This is a genomic window from Sphingomonas sp. PAMC26645 (assembly GCF_004795835.1).
In the GTDB taxonomy this organism is placed as follows: domain Bacteria; phylum Pseudomonadota; class Alphaproteobacteria; order Sphingomonadales; family Sphingomonadaceae; genus Sphingomonas.
The window spans coordinates 2,487,166-2,502,798 of record NZ_CP039249.1; the positions used below are offsets into that span (position 1 = coordinate 2,487,166).

At 65.7% G+C, this 15,633-nt stretch carries 13 protein-coding genes; 4 read left to right on the forward strand and 9 right to left on the reverse strand.

Annotated elements, in window-relative coordinates; all coding sequences use genetic code 11:
* Positions 1–138: 138 nt before the first annotated feature.
* The 3 genes from E5673_RS11550 to E5673_RS11560 all read right to left on the reverse strand — a co-directional run bounded on the left by E5673_RS11550 (position 139) and on the right by E5673_RS11560 (position 3,349).
* Positions 139–1,422 (reverse strand): DEAD/DEAH box helicase, encoded by a 1,284-nt coding sequence (locus E5673_RS11550; protein ID WP_136191476.1) that lies wholly within the window; start codon positions 1,420–1,422, stop codon positions 139–141.
* A gap of 152 nt (positions 1,423–1,574) precedes the next feature.
* On the reverse strand, positions 1,575–2,525 hold the full coding sequence (locus E5673_RS11555) for an alpha/beta hydrolase-fold protein (RefSeq protein ID WP_136190119.1): 951 nt from the start codon (positions 2,523–2,525) through the stop codon (positions 1,575–1,577).
* Between the two features lie 197 nt (positions 2,526–2,722).
* Positions 2,723–3,349, reverse strand: a complete 627-nt coding sequence (locus tag E5673_RS11560) for a TetR/AcrR family transcriptional regulator (RefSeq protein ID WP_136190120.1) — start codon at positions 3,347–3,349, stop codon at positions 2,723–2,725.
* Positions 3,350–3,454: 105 nt separating this feature from the next.
* On the opposite strand from E5673_RS11560, the gene E5673_RS11565 reads away from it, so the two are divergent.
* Both E5673_RS11565 and E5673_RS11570 read left to right on the forward strand, forming a co-directional pair.
* Positions 3,455–4,657 (forward strand): MFS transporter, encoded by a 1,203-nt coding sequence (locus E5673_RS11565; RefSeq protein WP_247599356.1) that lies wholly within the window; start codon positions 3,455–3,457, stop codon positions 4,655–4,657.
* A 35-nt stretch (positions 4,658–4,692) separates the two neighbouring features.
* The gene (locus E5673_RS11570; RefSeq protein ID WP_136190121.1) at positions 4,693–5,706 is read left to right on the forward strand and encodes an NAD(P)-dependent alcohol dehydrogenase; all 1,014 of its coding nucleotides are present in this window, start codon (positions 4,693–4,695) and stop codon (positions 5,704–5,706) included.
* A 19-nt stretch (positions 5,707–5,725) separates the two neighbouring features.
* On the opposite strand, the gene E5673_RS11575 is transcribed toward E5673_RS11570, so the two are convergent.
* The 3 genes from E5673_RS11575 to E5673_RS11585 all read right to left on the reverse strand — a co-directional run bounded on the left by E5673_RS11575 (position 5,726) and on the right by E5673_RS11585 (position 9,083).
* Positions 5,726–6,685 (reverse strand): glycoside hydrolase family 43 protein, encoded by a 960-nt coding sequence (locus E5673_RS11575; protein WP_136190122.1) that lies wholly within the window; start codon positions 6,683–6,685, stop codon positions 5,726–5,728.
* Between the two features lie 120 nt (positions 6,686–6,805).
* Positions 6,806–7,999, reverse strand: a complete 1,194-nt coding sequence (locus E5673_RS11580; RefSeq protein ID WP_136190123.1) for a DUF2252 family protein — start codon at positions 7,997–7,999, stop codon at positions 6,806–6,808.
* 103 nt (positions 8,000–8,102) lie between these two features.
* Positions 8,103–9,083 (reverse strand): aldo/keto reductase, encoded by a 981-nt coding sequence (locus tag E5673_RS11585; protein WP_136190124.1) that lies wholly within the window; start codon positions 9,081–9,083, stop codon positions 8,103–8,105.
* Between the two features lie 185 nt (positions 9,084–9,268).
* Here E5673_RS11585 and E5673_RS11590 point away from each other — a divergent pair, with 185 nt between their 5' ends.
* Together E5673_RS11590 and E5673_RS11595 are read left to right on the forward strand one after the other, a co-directional pair.
* A complete protein-coding gene (locus tag E5673_RS11590) occupies positions 9,269–10,384 on the forward strand; it encodes a Gfo/Idh/MocA family oxidoreductase (RefSeq protein ID WP_136190125.1) in 1,116 nt (371 codons plus the stop codon).
* A gap of 115 nt (positions 10,385–10,499) precedes the next feature.
* Positions 10,500–11,237, forward strand: a complete 738-nt coding sequence (locus E5673_RS11595) for a DUF72 domain-containing protein (protein ID WP_247599357.1) — start codon at positions 10,500–10,502, stop codon at positions 11,235–11,237.
* On the opposite strand, the gene E5673_RS11600 is transcribed toward E5673_RS11595, so the two are convergent.
* The 3 genes from E5673_RS11600 to E5673_RS11610 all read right to left on the reverse strand — a co-directional run bounded on the left by E5673_RS11600 (position 11,234) and on the right by E5673_RS11610 (position 15,548).
* Positions 11,234–11,491, reverse strand: coding sequence for a hypothetical protein (locus E5673_RS11600; RefSeq protein ID WP_056059124.1), 258 nt, complete (start codon positions 11,489–11,491; stop codon positions 11,234–11,236). The two genes, E5673_RS11595 and E5673_RS11600, sit on opposite strands and share 4 nt — an antisense overlap.
* Before the next feature lie 92 nt (positions 11,492–11,583).
* Positions 11,584–14,355 carry a DUF3857 domain-containing protein gene (locus E5673_RS11605; RefSeq protein WP_136190127.1) on the reverse strand — a complete coding sequence of 924 codons (2,772 nt, stop codon included), beginning with the start codon at positions 14,353–14,355 and terminating at the stop codon, positions 11,584–11,586.
* Between the two features lie 194 nt (positions 14,356–14,549).
* A complete protein-coding gene (locus E5673_RS11610) occupies positions 14,550–15,548 on the reverse strand; it encodes a LysR family transcriptional regulator (RefSeq protein ID WP_136190128.1) in 999 nt (332 codons plus the stop codon).
* Between the last annotated feature and the right edge of the window lie 85 nt (positions 15,549–15,633).

The window sequence follows — 15,633 nt, forward strand, 5'->3', positions numbered from 1 at the left end:
AGACTCTCAAGTCATGGCGGGGTTGGACACGCTAGGATGCCGCGTCAGACAGGTCGCGAATGCGTGACCCCTGTCTCGCCGCGACCGTTGTATCATTCGACGAGGGGCATCGCACCCTCGTCGAACGATGCACCGCTATCAGGCGGCCTTTGCGGCCATCCGTGCGGCCAGCTTTTCTTCCTCGGTCCAGACCTTCCGCTCGCGCGGTGCCTTCGCCGGCTTGGCCTGCTTGACCGGGCCGCCACCCAGCACGGGGGCGCGCTTGGTCGAATGGCGTGCCACTTCGCAATGCCATTCGTGATCGTCCTGAACGGTCAAGGTGCGACCGATCTCTCGTTCGACGTCGTGCAGCCAGGCACGCTGTTCGGCATCGCACAGCGTGATCGCGAACCCGCTGCGACCGGCGCGACCGGTGCGGCCGATCCGGTGGACATAGCTTTCCGGGAGGCTGGGCAGGTCGTGGTTGAACACGTGCGTCACGGTGTCGACGTCGATCCCGCGCGCGGCAATATCGGTCGCGACGAGCACCTGGACGGTGCCGGCGCGGAAGGCGTCGAGCGCACGCTCGCGCTGGCCCTGCGACTTGTTGCCATGGAGCGCCTCGGCGGTGAAGCCGGCCTCGCCGATGAACGCGCAGACGTCGTTGGCGATGTTTTTCTGCAACGTGAAGACGACCGCCTGGCCCATGTCGGGGGTGTTGAGCAGTGCCAGCAGCGCCGCTTTCTTGTCGGTCGCATCGAGGAACATCACCGACTGGTCGATCCGGTCGACGGTGGTCGAAGGCGGGGCGATCTCGACCTTCGCCGGATCGCGCAGCAGGCTCTCGGCCAGCGCCGCGATCGACTTCGGCATGGTCGCAGAGAACAGCAACGTGTGGCGATCCGTCGGCAGCGTCGCGACGAGCCGCTCGATCGGCTTGGCAAAGCCCATGTCGAGCATCTGGTCGGCTTCGTCGAGCACCAGCGCCTCGAGCTGCGACAGGTCGCAGAGCCCCTGATCGACCAGATCCAGCAAGCGCCCCGGTGCGGCGACGATGATGTCGACCCCGCCTTCGAGCGCCTTGACCTGATGGAACTGGCTGACGCCGCCGAAGATCGTCATCACGCTCGGCTTCAGATGACGACCGAAGCTCTCGAACCCGGCGGCGATCTGCGACACGAGTTCACGCGTCGGCGCGAGTACCAGGATGCGCGCGCCGCCCTTGGGTGCAGGGCGGGGGTCGGCAGCGAGGCGGTGGAGCAGCGGCAGCGCGAAGGCGGCGGTCTTGCCCGTGCCGGTCTGCGCCATGCCGAGGATGTCGCGCCCCTGCAGCAGCATCGGGATCGACTGCGCCTGGATCGGGGTAGGGTGGGCATAGCCTTCCTCTGCTAGCGCCTGCAGCAAAAACGGCGCCAGGGAGAGATCGGCAAAGGTCATGGTCATGGTCACGCGGCGCCTCCAGCGCTGAGCTAAACTGCGCCTTGTAGGCAAGCATCTTGTGAGCGCGGGCTGGTAGGTGTGATGCTGCACTGCGTCAATGTCGAAAGCGAGACTCAGGCGGTTGCGGCGAAGCACGCCTGAATCAGACCCGAGGCTTACCGGCCGGGTTGCTGATCCCGCCAGATCCAGCGCAGCACGTCAGGCAGGATCGATCCACCATCGGCATCCGAATGCGTACCCTCGGTCCAGGCATGGTTGATGGCGTACCGCGGCCCCGCGTGCTTTTCCGCGTCCGCATGCGCATTGGCCCATTCGAGCGCTTTCAGCATCTGCTGGTTCGCGAGAAACCAATTGCCGTGCTCGTTATCCAGGTCGTTGCGCCCGTCCTGAAGAAAGACGCGCAAGGGGCGGATCGCGCTTTTCCGGATCAGGCCGGGATAGGTATCCCCGCCATAGGCCAGCGGCGTACCGTCCGGGCCGAGTTTCAGGCCGATCGAGGTATAGCTGCCGATGAAGCTTATCACGTTGCCGAACGCGTCCGGATGGCGCCATGCGACCGTCCATGCGGCGATCGCACCACTCGACGTGCCGCCGATCGCGCGCCGCTTCGGATCCGCCGAAAACCGCCATCGCCGCGCCACGGCGGGCAGCAACTCGTCCAATGTCATCCGGGCATAAGCGTCCGAAAGCGCGTCGTACTCCTCGGGCCGATGGTCCGGGTTCTGCATGCCGAGCGTATCGGGATACCGGGCCGATACATTCCCCGGCGTGACGAACACGCCCAGCGTCTGCGGAATCGCCTTCTGGTCGATCAGCGTATCGAGAACCGCGGGAAGCTTCAGCGACCCTTCCGGATTGACCGCGCGCTGGCCATCATGGAACAGCAGCAGATTGGGTGGCCTCGACGCGTCGTAGCCTGCTGGCACATACACCCAATAGCGCCTGACCGTGCCCGGATAGACCCGGGAATGGAGTTCGAACGGACCCTCCATCCTGCCGTGCGCCAGCGAGGTTTGCGCCACGGCGTCGGCCACCCTGACGGCAGCTACCGACGTGGTACCCGATGCCAGCGCCAGCAACATCGTCGCCATGATGATCGTCCGCATTGCCGTTCCCCAATCGTCGCAAGGGTCCTACCACACGGGATCGGCAAGATAGACGGGGTAATCGATCGCGCCTTCGGATCTCCGCCGCACTCGTCGCGCTAGCTTAGTGTCGTCAGCCGCGAATGGGTTAGGTCAGGGCGGTCCATACGACGGACGCGCGCTGTCAGAACGCTTGGTGCGAGCGCCGCTTCAGCCCATCATTTGCCGTTGCCGCTGCGAGCGCTTCGGTTCAGGTCCCACGCCGCCATCGCGTGCCGGATGGCCGCGCGGATCGTTTCCGCCGGGATGCCGTCGCGCGCCTGGATCGAGATACCGAGCGCCAATCCGTCGTACAGCGCGACCAGCCCTGCGACATCGGCACCGGGGTCGAGATCGCCTGCGTTCATGCCGGCGATGATACACCGACGCAACGCTTGCCGTGTGGCTTCGCGCTCGGTTCGGGTCAGCGCGCGCGTCGATGCACTGGCTTCCGACGAGATCGTCGCCGACAGCGTGACCATGCAGCCAGTGGGATGCGCGACGTCGGTCTGTACCGCAACCGACGCCATCAATGCCTGTTCGAGCCGCGCGCGCGGCGGGAGCCGTTCGTCATCGAGCGCGTCGATGATGCTGCCATGCCGATCCAGGTACCGCGCCAGCGCTTCCCGGTAGAGCGCTTCCTTCGAGCCGAACGCCGCGTAGAAACTTGCCGACGAGATGTCACCCATCGCGTGGCGCAGCGTCAGTAGCGACGCGCCCTCATACCCGTGCTCCCAGAACAGGTGCATCGCGCTGTCCAGCGCCGCATCCCGGTCGAAACCGCGCGGTCGTCCGCTCCGTGCCATAAGTCTCCGCTCCTGACGTTGTGGACTAATCGATCCATTATTCATTGACAAGCCGCGTTCGGTCGTCGACTGCACTGGACCAGTCGATCCAGAAGTGAGTAGTCCGTGCGTCCAAACCCTATTCCGACCGACGTCGGCGCGAGCGAGACGCTGCCGATCTCAGCCTTGCTGGCGCTGGCGATGACCGGCTTCACCGCGATCCTGACCGAGACGCTGCCCGCCGGACTATTGCCGCACATGGCAGTGGGGCTGGACGTATCGGAGTCGCTCGCGGGGCAGACGGTCACGGTCTATGCGGTCGGATCGCTGCTCGCGGCGATCCCGCTCACGCTGTACACGCAAGGCTGGCGTCGCAAGCCGACGCTGCTGGTTGCGATCGTCGGGTTCCTGATCTTCAACTGCGTGACCGCGGTATCGACTTCCTACGCGCTGACGTTGGTCGCGCGGTTCATGGGTGGCGTCGCGGCCGGGCTCGGCTGGGGGATCATCGCCGGCTATGCGCGGCGGATGGTCGTCGCGCCGTTGCGCGGCAAGGCGCTGGCGATCGCGATGGTCGGTACGCCGCTTGCGTTGTCGATCGGCGTTCCGCTGGGGGCGATGCTGGGCACCACGCTTGGCTGGCGAATGGCGTTCGGGCTGATGTCGATCACGACGCTGGTCCTGATCGGCTGGGTGCTGTGGCAAGTGCCGGATTTCCCCGGACAGCCGGCGGAACAGCGACTGTCGATCGCGCGCGTCTTCCGCACGCGCGGCGTACGCACCGTGCTCGTCACGCTGTTCGCGTGGATCACCGCGCACAACATCCTCTATACCTACATCGCGCCGGTCGCCGCGCTCTCGGGCGTGCAAGGCCGGCTGGACCTGCTGCTGCTCGGGTTCGGCGTTGCCGCGCTGGTCGGGATCTGGGTGACGGGCGTGCTGATCGACCGGGCGTTGCGACCGTTGGTATTGGTTAGCTTAACAGCGTTCGCGGCGGTATCGCTGGCGTTCGGGCTGTTTGCAGCCAGCCCCGTCGTGACGATCGTGGCGACGATCCTGTGGGGCCTGTCGTTCGGCGGCGCCGCGACGCAGCTCCAAACCGCGCTGGCTGATGCCGCAGGCGAGGGCGTCGATCTGGCGAACGCGATGCTGACGACGACGTGGAACGGCGCGATCGCCGCGGGCGGAATCGTCGGCGGCGTGATGCTCGACCATCTTGGCGCGGGTTCGCTCGCCTGGGCCGTGCTGGCGCCGACGTTGCTGGCGCTCTGGATTGCATTGCGCGCCCACCGCCACGCCTTCAAGCCCGGCCCAACAGCATTCGATTGATGCGCCGGCCGCGCGCCTAACTCCAGGAGATTTCGATGAAAGCCTATCAAATCGGCGCGCAGGACGGCATCGACGCGCTCGTCGCGACGACCCGGCCGGACCCAGTCGCCGGCCCCGGCGAGGCGCTGGTCGCACCGCGTCTCGTCGGCCTCATCAGCCGCGACGTACAACTCCTGCGCGGTACCTATGGTCCTCGCCAACCCGAGACCCGCATCCCGATGTCCGAAGGCGTCGGCGAGGTCATCGCAATCGGGGAGGGCGTGACCGAGATCGCGGTCGGTGACCGCGCCGTCTGCGGCCATTTCGCGAGCTGGCTCGACGGCGCGTTCCGGGCGGACGTTTTCGCGCACGATATCGGCATCACGCATGACGGCTGGCTGGCCGAGCGCATCGTCCTGCCCGCCGCGGCGCTCATCCGGGTGCCCAATGCGCTGGCCGATGCCGATGTTGCCGGGCTTGCGTCCGCAGCGCTAACGGCCTGGAACGCGCTGGTCGAGATCTGTCACGTCGAGGCTGGCGACACCGTCCTGTGCCTCGGCACCGGCAGCGTCTCGCTTGCTGCGCTGAAGATCGCCAAGGCACGCGGTGCGCGGGTCGCGATCACCTCGTCCCACGATGCGAAACTCGCGACGGCGCGAGCGCTCGGCGCGGACATTACGATCAACTACCGGACCTGCCCCGATTGGGTAGCCGAGGTGAATGCCAAGACGGACGGCAAGGGCGCCGACATCGTGATCGAAACGGGCGGCGTCGATACGCTGGGCCAGTCGATCGCTGCGGCTGCAGCCAATGCGCGGATCATCGTCGTCGGCGTGTCGCCGGGCGAGGGGCCGGCGATCCCCGACTATCTGTCGCTCATCATCAAGAACGTGACGATCCGCGGTATCGCCAACGGCAGCCGCGCTATGTTCGTCGACCTGCTCGACGCGATGGTGGCGAACGGCATGACGACGGTGGTCGACCGGACCTTTCGCTTCGACGACGCGCCGGAAGCGGTCCGCTACTTCGCCGCCGCCGGGCATCTCGGCAAGGTGATGATCGCGTTCTGATTGCGCCTAGTCGCCGGCATCACGCGATCCTGTCGGCAAAGGCGCGAGGCACGCGAACGACTGTTCCGTGGCGCGCGTTCTCGGGAAACCGGATGCGCGCGCTCTCGTCGGTCCAGTGGACGAAGTCCGTGGTCGAGGCGCCACCGAAGCGATGCTGCTCGTACACGTCGTAATAGACCATGTAGCGGTCGCCGAGCCGTATCGCCGTCGGTCCCTCCGTCATCGGTTTGGTGAACGGCGCGCTGACCGGCCCGAACGGACCGGTCGGCGAGGCCGCGGATCGGCTGACCAGCCACCGCCGCGTTTCGGTGTCATGCGTCTCGTCCTTGTAGATCAGCCGCAACCTGCCGTCGGCCAGCCTCAGCCAGGTGAAGTCGATCGAGTCGGTGCAGGGATCGAACAACAACTTGGTCGGCGTGAACGTACGGAAATCCCTAGTCCGCGTATAATAGGGGCGCAGCTTGATCCCCGCGAACTTTTCGCCCGCAGTCGCCCCGAAACGGCCGTCGATGCTGCTCGACCACATGAGGACGAAGTCGCCCCGCGCGCGATCGTAGATCGCCTCGGGCGCCCAGGTGTTGCGGACGCCGACAAAGCCTTTCATCACCGGAATGGTCTGTTGCTGCGACCAGTGCATCAGGTCGCGCGACGTGGCGTGACCTATGACGGGGCCGAACCAGTCGCTCGTCCAGACGAGATGCCAGAGCCCATCCGGTCCCTGCAACAGGTTGGGATCGCGCATCAGCCTGTTCTCGCCGACCATCGGTGTCAGGAAGCCACGGCCATTGCCTAGCGCGCGAAAGACATACCCGTCGTCGCTGCGAGCGAGCTTGAGGCCCTCGCGACCCTCATCCATGTCGGTGAAATAGCTTAGCAGGAACACGTCGTCGGGTGCGCCACGCGCGGAGACGGGCAAGGCGGCGCACCCGATCGCCGCACCGATACCGGAAATAGCCGTACGCCGGTCGATGAAGTCCATGGTCGAATGCTCCAATACGGCGCACGCGCCCGAGTTCGGCGATGAGTGTGACAGCAGGATCGGCCATGTAAAGCACGCAGCACTCGGAGTACTTCGCGGCGGGCATAGCCCTACCGCCGATCACGCCCGCATTGCGTACTGGCGGCAATGTTCCAGATATCCCGCCTCATGGCTTCCCGCCAATGACACGACGCTCTCCCACAGCCAGTTCGGCGCATCGATCGCGCCGCGACGGTCCGCATCGAGCACGCTCGCCCATTCGTGGCGCGTGTCCGTATCCATCTGGCGTGCGTGCGCCTTGCCGACAACGAAGGCGAGATACCGTGCCGCCTTTACGGCCTGTCCCGCGCTGAACTGCTCGACCTCGAGCTTCAGGTCCTGCGGCGACAATTCGCGAACGAACAGCGACCGATCGAGCGCACGCGCCGCGACCATCCGGCTACCGAGGTGAGGAGACAGCGCGCGCGCAGCCTCGACGACGCGCGCCGCCTGGTCGGTCGGCATCTTGGCGCCTTTAGCGGCAGGCGCGATCGGTGTCGTCGCTTCCTTCAAGTCGATCAGCGCATAGTCCGATCGCCCCTTCGCGTTCTTCAACCCGACCAGGGCCGCAAACCGCAACAGCCCGAGCGAACTGCACCCCTTCATCCAGTAGGCGGCGTCGACCAGCCGGACGGTTCGGTCCCGGTCCTTCGCGTCGAGCGAGAGAACCAGGGCGGCGACCTCCGGCTCGGTGACCAGTTCGGCAAGCGCATCGCGTTCGGATTGCTCCAGCGGCCAGAACTTGTCGCCGAGCGGGATCATCGGCTCCTGCGTCGCGAACCGCTCCTTGGCGAGGTGCCGCCAGCGGCGTCCCAGCGCGCGGCGCTTGACGCTGCGGACCGCCTCGGGCTCGGGGCCGGCATCGTTGCTCGCGGGATCCGCCATCGCGCTGGCATAGCCGGTGACCATCTCCTCGATCATGTGCGCGGTCGTCACGCCGGGCAGGTCGGAGCCTCGCGCCGCGGTCGCGAGCGACAGCCCGAGGCGGATCAGGTCGTGCGCCGGGTTGCCGATCACCGCCTGGTCGAGGTCACGGATCTGGATCGCGATCCGCCCGCCACCATCGTTGATCGGGCCGAGGTTACCGAGATGGCAGTCGCCGCAGATCCAGATCGCCGGCCCTTGCGGAACGCGTCGCGACGCGGGTGACTCGTCGAGCCATTCGTAGAACTTGGCTGTGTTGCCCCTGACATAGGCATGGGTCGAGCGCGCCATTTTCAGCTGGCGCTTGGCGGCCAGGATAGCCGGTCGCTCGGCCAGTGTCGGTTTCGTCATATAGGTCCTTTGTGCCGCGACGGATGATCCGTCGGGCAGAATATGCGCGTTACGCTCGGTGGAATTGATGCGGCCAGCTCAAAGGTAGCCGGCCGCAGATCGCTTACGAAAAGCCGACGACCGCATGCGGCACATAGGGTTCTTCCAGCCGTGCGATCTCGCGATCGGTAAGGCCCAGTTCGAGCGCCGCGATCGCATCGTCGAGATGCGCGGTCTTCGACGCCCCGATGATCGGCGCGGATACCTCCGGTTTCGCCAGCACCCAAGCGAGCGCCACCTGTGCCCTCGGCACGTCGCGTTCCTTGGCGATCGTCGCGACCGTCTCCACCACCTTGCGGTCCGCCTCGACGGTATGCGCGTACAGCGTCTTGCCGAACTCGTCGGTCTGCGAACGTCCGGTGGTCTCGTTCCAGTCGCGCGTCAGGCGCCCGCGAGCGAGCGGGCTCCAGGGGATCACGCCGACCCCTTCGGCATCGCACAGCGGCAGCATTTCGCGCTCTTCCTCGCGGTACAGCAGGTTCAGATAATCCTGCATCGTCGCGAACCGCGTCCAGCCATTCGCCTCGCTGACGTGCAGCATCGTCGCGAACTGCCACGCGAACATCGACGACGCACCGATATACCGCGCCTTGCCTGCCTTCACGACGTCGTGCAGCGCCTCCAGCGTTTCCTCGATCGGCACGTCGTAATCGAACCGGTGGATCTGGTAGAGATCGACATAGTCGGTGCCGAGCCGCGTGAGGCTGGCATCGATCTCGGCCATGATCGCCTTGCGGCTGACACCGGCGCCGTTCGGGCCCGGACGCATCCGCCCGTGCACCTTGGTCGCGATCACCACTTCGTCGCGGCGCGTGAAGTCCTTCAGCGCACGACCGACGATCTCCTCCGACGTGCCATCCGAATAGACGTTGGCGGTGTCGAAGAAGTTGATCCCGGCCTCAACCGCCGCGCGCAGGATCGGCCGGCTGGTTTCCTCGTCGAGCGTCCACGCGTGATTGCCGCGATCGGGGATGCCGTAGGTCATGCAGCCCAGGCAAAGCCGCGAAACGTCCAGGCCGGTGCTGCCGAGTTTGGTATAGTCCATGATTCGTCTACCTCAGAGGTTCACGTGCCGAACGAACGGCACCGCGATGCGGTCCGGTATGATCGGCGCGATTGCGGAAACGCAGCGTCGCGGATCCCGACGTACGGGGCAAACGCGCGAAGAATGCAACGATCATGGTCGTCCGTCGTTCGCTCTGCATCCCCAAACTACACCGAAGGACCGATATGTTCGGACACAAGAAGAAGGTGCGCTATGCCGTCGTCGGCGGTGGCCAGATCTCTCAGCAGGCGTTCATGCCGGGCATCGGTCGCACCGACAATTCGGAACTCGCGGCGTTGGTCACGGGCGATCCGGTCAAGGCGGACAAGCTCGCCAAGCTCTACGGTATCAAGGCATGGACTTACGAGCAGTATGACGAGCTGCTCAAGTCGGACGAAATCGACGCCGTCTATGTCGCGACACCGAACTTCCTCCATCTGCAATACGCGGTTCCCGCGCTCGAAGCGGGCATTCACGTCCTGCTCGAAAAGCCGATGGCGTCCAGCGTCGCCGAAGCCGAACAGATCATCGCCGCGCAGAAGAAGGGCGGCGGCAAGCTGATGATCGCCTATCGCCTCCACAACGAACCGGCCACGGTCGAGATGATCACCCGCGCTCGCGACGGCGAGTTCGGCGAGTTGCGCAGCTTCGTCTCGGTATTCGCGCAGAATGTCGCTGAGGCTAATTCGCGCGGTCACAACGGTTACTGGGGCGGTCCGGTGCCAGACATGGGGACGTATCCACTCAACGCGGTGCGCAACCTGTTCGGGCAGGAACCCATCGCCGTGCACGCGATCGGTACCAAGACCCCGGGGCGCGGCTTCAACTTCCACGACACCGTGGCCGTCACGCTGCGCTTCCCCAACGAACGCGTCGCACAGTTCAGCGTCAGCTACGCCACCGCATCGGCCGAATTCTTCCAGCTCGTCGGCACGAAGGCGAGCATCCACGCGTCGCCCGCCTTCATGTTCGGGCCGAAGATCGGCATCACCTATGTCGAGAAGACCAGCGCCGGCAGCAAGACGCACAGCTTCGATCCGGTCGAACAGTTCGGCAACGAGACGCAGTATTTCTCGAACTGCATCCTCGAGGATCTGCATCCCGAAGCCGACGGCGAGGAAGGCCTGTTCGACATGCGTGTCCTGGCCGCGATCGAGCGGTCGCTCGACACCGGCGAGACCGTGACGCTCGAACCCGCTTCGCGAAGCCGCCATGTCGAACCGGACCAAGCGCTCAAGCTCAAGCCGGCGAAGGAACCTGGCGCGGGCGAGATGATCAGCATCATCCCCCAATCGGCATGATCGACGCCGGCGTCCGTCTCCTTCGCCGCGATGACCAGCGGGGCAGGGGACGGATGCCGGACGATTGCCGTGGTGCTTCCGCGAAGGTCGTTTTCCGGTGACGGATCCGGCCTGCGTGATCGGCACCGCCGGCTGGAGCATACCGGCCGCGGATCGGCCGAACTTTCCGGAAACGGGGACCGCGCTACAGCGTTACGCGGCCGTGATGCACGGTGTCGAAGTGAACTCGTCCTTCCACCGGCCACACCGGCAATCGACTTGGGCTCGATGGGCCGCCAGCGTTTCCGACGATTTCCGGTTCGCGGCAAAGATACCCAAGTCGATCAGCCACGATCTTCGCCTGCACGACGCCGCCGCGCCGCTTGATCGCTTTCTCGACGAGGTGTCCGGCCTGAGTGGCAAGCTTGCGCTCCTCCTCCTGCAACTACCGCCAAGCCTCGTCTTCGATCATGCGACGGTCACTCGCTTTCTTGCGGACGTCGGCGAACGAACCGACACCAGCATCGTGTGTGAACCGCGCCACGCCAGCTGGTTCGAGCCCGATGTCGACAGCCTGTTAGCGGCCCAAAAAGTAGCACGGGTCGCTGCCGATCCCGCCCGGGTCCCGGCGGCGGCACGGCCGGGTGGCTGGCGCGGGCTCACTTATTACCGGCTGCACGGGTCGCCCGACATGTACCGAACCGCGTACGGGCTCGACCGCCTATGCGCCTATGCGCGCCTGGTTGCCGAGGACCGCGCAGCAGGGCGCCCGGCATGGTGCATGTTCGACAACACGGCCGCCTCTGCGGCGCTGGGTGATGCGGTTCAATTAATCGAACTGGTCGACGCATTGTCGGACGGCAGGGCGGGCTAAAGCCCGATCTTCGCCAGCGCGGCGGACAATTCCGCATTCGACGCAGTGTCGTCCTTGGGAGAAAGCCGGTTCAGCACGGTCTGGACGCGCGTTTGTGCGACCTGAAGCGTTTTATGCCGCACCTCACGCGTGGCGTTGGTCCGCCAGGATGCACTCTCGCCCAGCAACGCCGCCCATTTGGCTTCTTCGGCAGCCAAGATCGCCAGCGCCAGCCGCAACCCATCTCGCCGGCCATGCGCATACTCGTCCGACATCAAGCGGTTTTCTCCCTGCGATCCGGCACCATTCACCGTCACCGCCAATCACTATGCCGAGCGCCACGTTGATGGCTACCCGATACCGATGATCAGTCCGCCTTGATGCCGTAGCGCGCATACCGCCTGTCGACGCTCGGTAGAAGCCGCCGTGCAATCGCGAATTCCTTCGTCGCTTCGGGTCGCCGGTCCGATTTCGCCAACACGATTCCGCGCATGAAATGGCTTTCCGCCTGATTGGGTGTCGACGCCAGCACCGCGTCGAGATCGGCCAGCGCCTGCTCGTACTTTCCGAGCCGATACCAGACCATCGCCCGGCTATCGAGCGGACCACTCGTGTCGGTGCTCAACTCGATCGCCCCCGTACAGTCTTTCAACGCACTGTCGATCATGACCATGCGCGTTCCCTTGGCCCAGCACCGTGCGTTCATCAGCGACGGTGAACCCGGCTTGTCCGCGATCAGGCTGTCGAACAACACGAGTGCTGCGGTGACGTCGCCATATTCTCCGAGCAGGCCGGCCTTGGCTTCGCGAAACGCGTTGCGCATGCTGCCGCCCAGCGCGATGCGCTGATCCAGGAGCGCCAGCGCTCCGGGCATGTCGCCGCCTTCGGCCTTCAGGTCGCTGAGCTGGCCGATCGCCTGTTGCGACGAAGGATCCAGGGCACGCGCTGCTTCCGCGTCCTTGAGCGCCGCCGCCATGTCGCCCAACTCGTGCGACTCCGTCGAGCGTTGGAGATAGAGGTCGATCGTCGGGGCGATCGCGATCGCGTGCGTCAGGTCGGCGACGGCACCGCGGCGATCGCCCACGCCGCTTCTGAGTGATGCGCGGCTGGTATAGCCGCTGGCTTCGTCGGGATCGTCGGCGATCGACTTCGCAAAGATCGCCTCGATCGCCCTCAGTTGCGTGGCGCCGGGCGGGTCGATGGCGTTGATGTCCCAGCGCCGCCGCGTGTCGGCCGAGGCGACGATACGTGGTGCGCGGGCCTTCGCGGTCGTCAGGGCATCGCGCTCCGCCGGAATGCGGGCAACCGCGATCTCGCCGCCGACCGTGTCGATCCGCTCGTCGAGCGTGAACATACCGTTCGCCAAGCTGGCGCTGCGAACGATGTCATACCCGGCAATGTTCGCCTTGAGATCGGGCTCCCCCTCTAATGCGAACGCCCGGCCACCGTCGGGGAGGCGCAACCGCAAGCGATAGCGCATACCGTCGGGTTGGTTGACCAGAACGGGAACGGACGCCCAGGTCGCCTTGCTGCGGTCGGGATCGAAATTGACCTGATCGATCAGCCTGTCGACCGCGCGCTTGCGGCGACGGTCGTCGGTCGTCCAGATCGTGCTCGTCGCGCCGCGCGCCTTCAGCGTGACCGCACCGGTAATGGGATCGGACGTGATCGACGTATCGACGAATTGCCCTTCGCCCAGGAAGCCCTGCAGGAACTGCCCGACGGCCTGGCGCTGCTCTTTCTCGCCCAACTGGGTCTTGGCCATCGTCAGCATCGCCGCCGGTCGCCCGTGGACGATCGCCGTCGCCTCGAACGCACTCGGCAAGTCGACGCTGGCGGTTTCGTCCGCCTCGACGATCAAATCGATCACCGGACGCGCATTTGCGTGCGTCGCGATCCTGAGCAGCGCGGCACCGTCGGCGCGGATCGGCAGGACATAGCCGACGTCGGGCGTGTCGTGGATATCCGCAAGCCTCGAACCGGCGCCCGTCCCATCGAGCCACAGGGTCTGCCCGTCGATCGTCGCCTTCACGAAGACATGGTTGAAAGCCGCCGCGCTCGGCAGCCTCTCGGCCACGAAGTCCCCCGATCCGACGGCGGCGAGGACCGGCTCGGCATCGATCCCCATCGCCCGCAGCATCGACAGCAACAGCACCGTCTTCGCCTTGCAGTCGCCGTAGCGAACCTCCCACGTCCGCGCGGGTTTCTGCGGAACATAGTTCCCGCCGTCCATCCCGACGGCAAGATAGCGGATCTTGTCCTGGACGAGTTCCAGCGCGCGTTCGGCCCTGCCGATCGGCGTCGCATCCGCCTTCATGATCGCGTCGACCTCGGTCCTCAGCGGGGAGCCGGGCGCGATGGCGTTGGCTTCCGCGCCATATAGCGGTGCGAAGGTCTTCGAGACGTCCGCCCAGTCGGCGAACGTGGCGAATTCGATCATCGGCGGATGCCGGAACCGACTTGGCGCATCCTGCGGCATCTCAACCGGCTTCGGCGCGGGCAGGGCCAGGTCGAGCACGGTGTATTGCCCGTCGCGGATCGGCACGGCCTTGACGCCGTCGGCTTCCAGCTTCCAGCGCGGTGGCGTCGCGGTCGGCCACGATATGCGTGCGCGAGCGAAGGCGACCCGCGCGGGTAGGGCGATCATCGGAACGACGTTCTGCACGCGCCCACCCAGCGCGGTGTCTTTCGATGTCGTCGACGCCCGCAACCGCAGGATGTCGCCGACCTGAAGACCTTCGACCGCCAGCGTCGCCGTCAGGATACCCGTCAATTCGCGCTGTTCGAGCGCCTGTTCGCGCCGCAAGACCGTGAACTTCTGTCCGTTCGCCAGCAGGTCGATACGCTGGCTCCCGCGCCAGATCGCCAGTTCGTGGACGATGATGTCGCCCTTGTCCGGCGCCCAGGGCAAGGCAAGCGACGTCGCCTGCGCCAGCATCTCCGGCGACGTGATGTGCGACGCGACATCTATGTAGGACCACAGCCGCCCGTCCTCGATCCGTTGCTGCGTATCGAAGATCACCAGCGCCGGCGTATCTGCGCCTGTCTTCGCCGCGTCCGGCAGCACGGCCGGAATGATCCAGCCGGGCGCGGGCTGATACAAGGGAAGGTCGCTGGCCTGCGCCGCAGATGTCGCCATGCACCCCAGCGACACCGCTGCAACCACTATACTTCGCACAATTCGGCCCCCCGATAGTCCCCGCGCAGACGATATCGGCAAATTCGTTCGCAAGCCCAGAGAAATCGAAGATAGATGAGCGACACGCGCAAATCGCTGTCGATGTCGGTCAACTCTTGCCGCATCTGCGGAGTCGGGATCGGCCCGCCAGCGCTCTATTCCGCGGGCAAGCGATCGTTCTTGGGCGGCGTCGGTTCGCCGATCGCGTCCAGCATCGTCGTGATCCGCCGAAACTCGTCCCGCAGTGCCGGCACGGCATGGTCGATGAACGCGCGAACGACGCCCCGGCTTCCCCGGTCCGGATGGAACACGAGGTGCGCCGGCTGCGGTGGTGGCTCGAATGCTGTCAGAACGGTGACGAGGCGGCCTGTCCCCAGGTCTTCCGCCACCTGATATCCCCGGGTGCGCACCAGCCCGAGGCCGCGAACCGCCGCATCGATACCCGCGCCCGCATTGTTCAGGCTCAGGCGGGTCCGAACCCGGATCGATCGGACGCGGGCGCGCTCGGTCTCCGATCCGAACGACCAGAGTTCGCCATCGCCTTCGACGTTCAACCCGACGCAATCGAACCGACCCAGATCCTGCGGCGTCGCCGGTATGCCGCACCGCGCGACATAGTCGGGCGAGGCGCAGACGAGCGTCCGAACGTCGCCAAGCTTGGTCGCAGTCATCGTCGAGTCCGGCAGTGGTGCCAGCCGAACCGCCATGTCCACGCCTTCGCCGATCAGATCGACGAGGCGGTTGACCAGCAACACGCGCGCACTGGTCGACGGCTCGCGACGCAGGAACGTTTCGAGCACCGGCATCACCTTCAGCCGTCCGAAGAGCTCCGGGGCGGTCAGGACGAAACTGCCACGCATCGGGCCTTCAGACGGGGCGGGCGCGATGTCGCCGAGCCGCAGCAGCACGTCGCGCCATACTGCCACGTGCCGTTCCCCCGCCGAGGTCAGGTGCAGCCGACGCGTCGACCGGAGCAATAGCGCTTCGCCGGCAATGCCCTCCAGCAACGCGATGGCCCGAGTCACGCTGGCCGCAGACCGACCATGCCGACGCCCGGCGGCGGCTAGCGATCCTTCGTCGACCGAGGCCACGAACAATTTCATCGCATCGAGCCGGTCCATCGTTGCGGAGCCTGCAACTGAGCCTGCCGGCATGCAAGCATTATGATCCGTGCTGAAACGATTATCTGGAGTATTCAACGAAGGACAACGCCATGAGAACGAACCTGACTACGCCGAC

What these genes read in the sequence shown, in the direction of transcription:
- E5673_RS11550 (WP_136191476.1), bottom strand. Translation starts at nt 1,422, where the DNA reads ATGACCATGACCTTTGCCGATCTCTCCCTGGCGCCGTTTTTGCTGCAG.
- E5673_RS11555 (WP_136190119.1), bottom strand. Translation starts at nt 2,525, where the DNA reads ATGCGGACGATCATCATGGCGACGATGTTGCTGGCGCTGGCATCGGGT.
- E5673_RS11560 (WP_136190120.1), bottom strand. Translation starts at nt 3,349, where the DNA reads ATGGCACGGAGCGGACGACCGCGCGGTTTCGACCGGGATGCGGCGCTG.
- E5673_RS11570 (WP_136190121.1), top strand. Translation starts at nt 4,693, where the DNA reads ATGAAAGCCTATCAAATCGGCGCGCAGGACGGCATCGACGCGCTCGTC.
- E5673_RS11575 (WP_136190122.1), bottom strand. Translation starts at nt 6,685, where the DNA reads ATGGACTTCATCGACCGGCGTACGGCTATTTCCGGTATCGGTGCGGCG.
- E5673_RS11580 (WP_136190123.1), bottom strand. Translation starts at nt 7,999, where the DNA reads ATGACGAAACCGACACTGGCCGAGCGACCGGCTATCCTGGCCGCCAAG.
- E5673_RS11585 (WP_136190124.1), bottom strand. Translation starts at nt 9,083, where the DNA reads ATGGACTATACCAAACTCGGCAGCACCGGCCTGGACGTTTCGCGGCTT.
- E5673_RS11590 (WP_136190125.1), top strand. Translation starts at nt 9,269, where the DNA reads ATGTTCGGACACAAGAAGAAGGTGCGCTATGCCGTCGTCGGCGGTGGC.
- E5673_RS11600 (WP_056059124.1), bottom strand. Translation starts at nt 11,491, where the DNA reads ATGTCGGACGAGTATGCGCATGGCCGGCGAGATGGGTTGCGGCTGGCG.
- E5673_RS11605 (WP_136190127.1), bottom strand. Translation starts at nt 14,355, where the DNA reads ATGGCGACATCTGCGGCGCAGGCCAGCGACCTTCCCTTGTATCAGCCC.
- E5673_RS11610 (WP_136190128.1), bottom strand. Translation starts at nt 15,548, where the DNA reads ATGCCGGCAGGCTCAGTTGCAGGCTCCGCAACGATGGACCGGCTCGAT.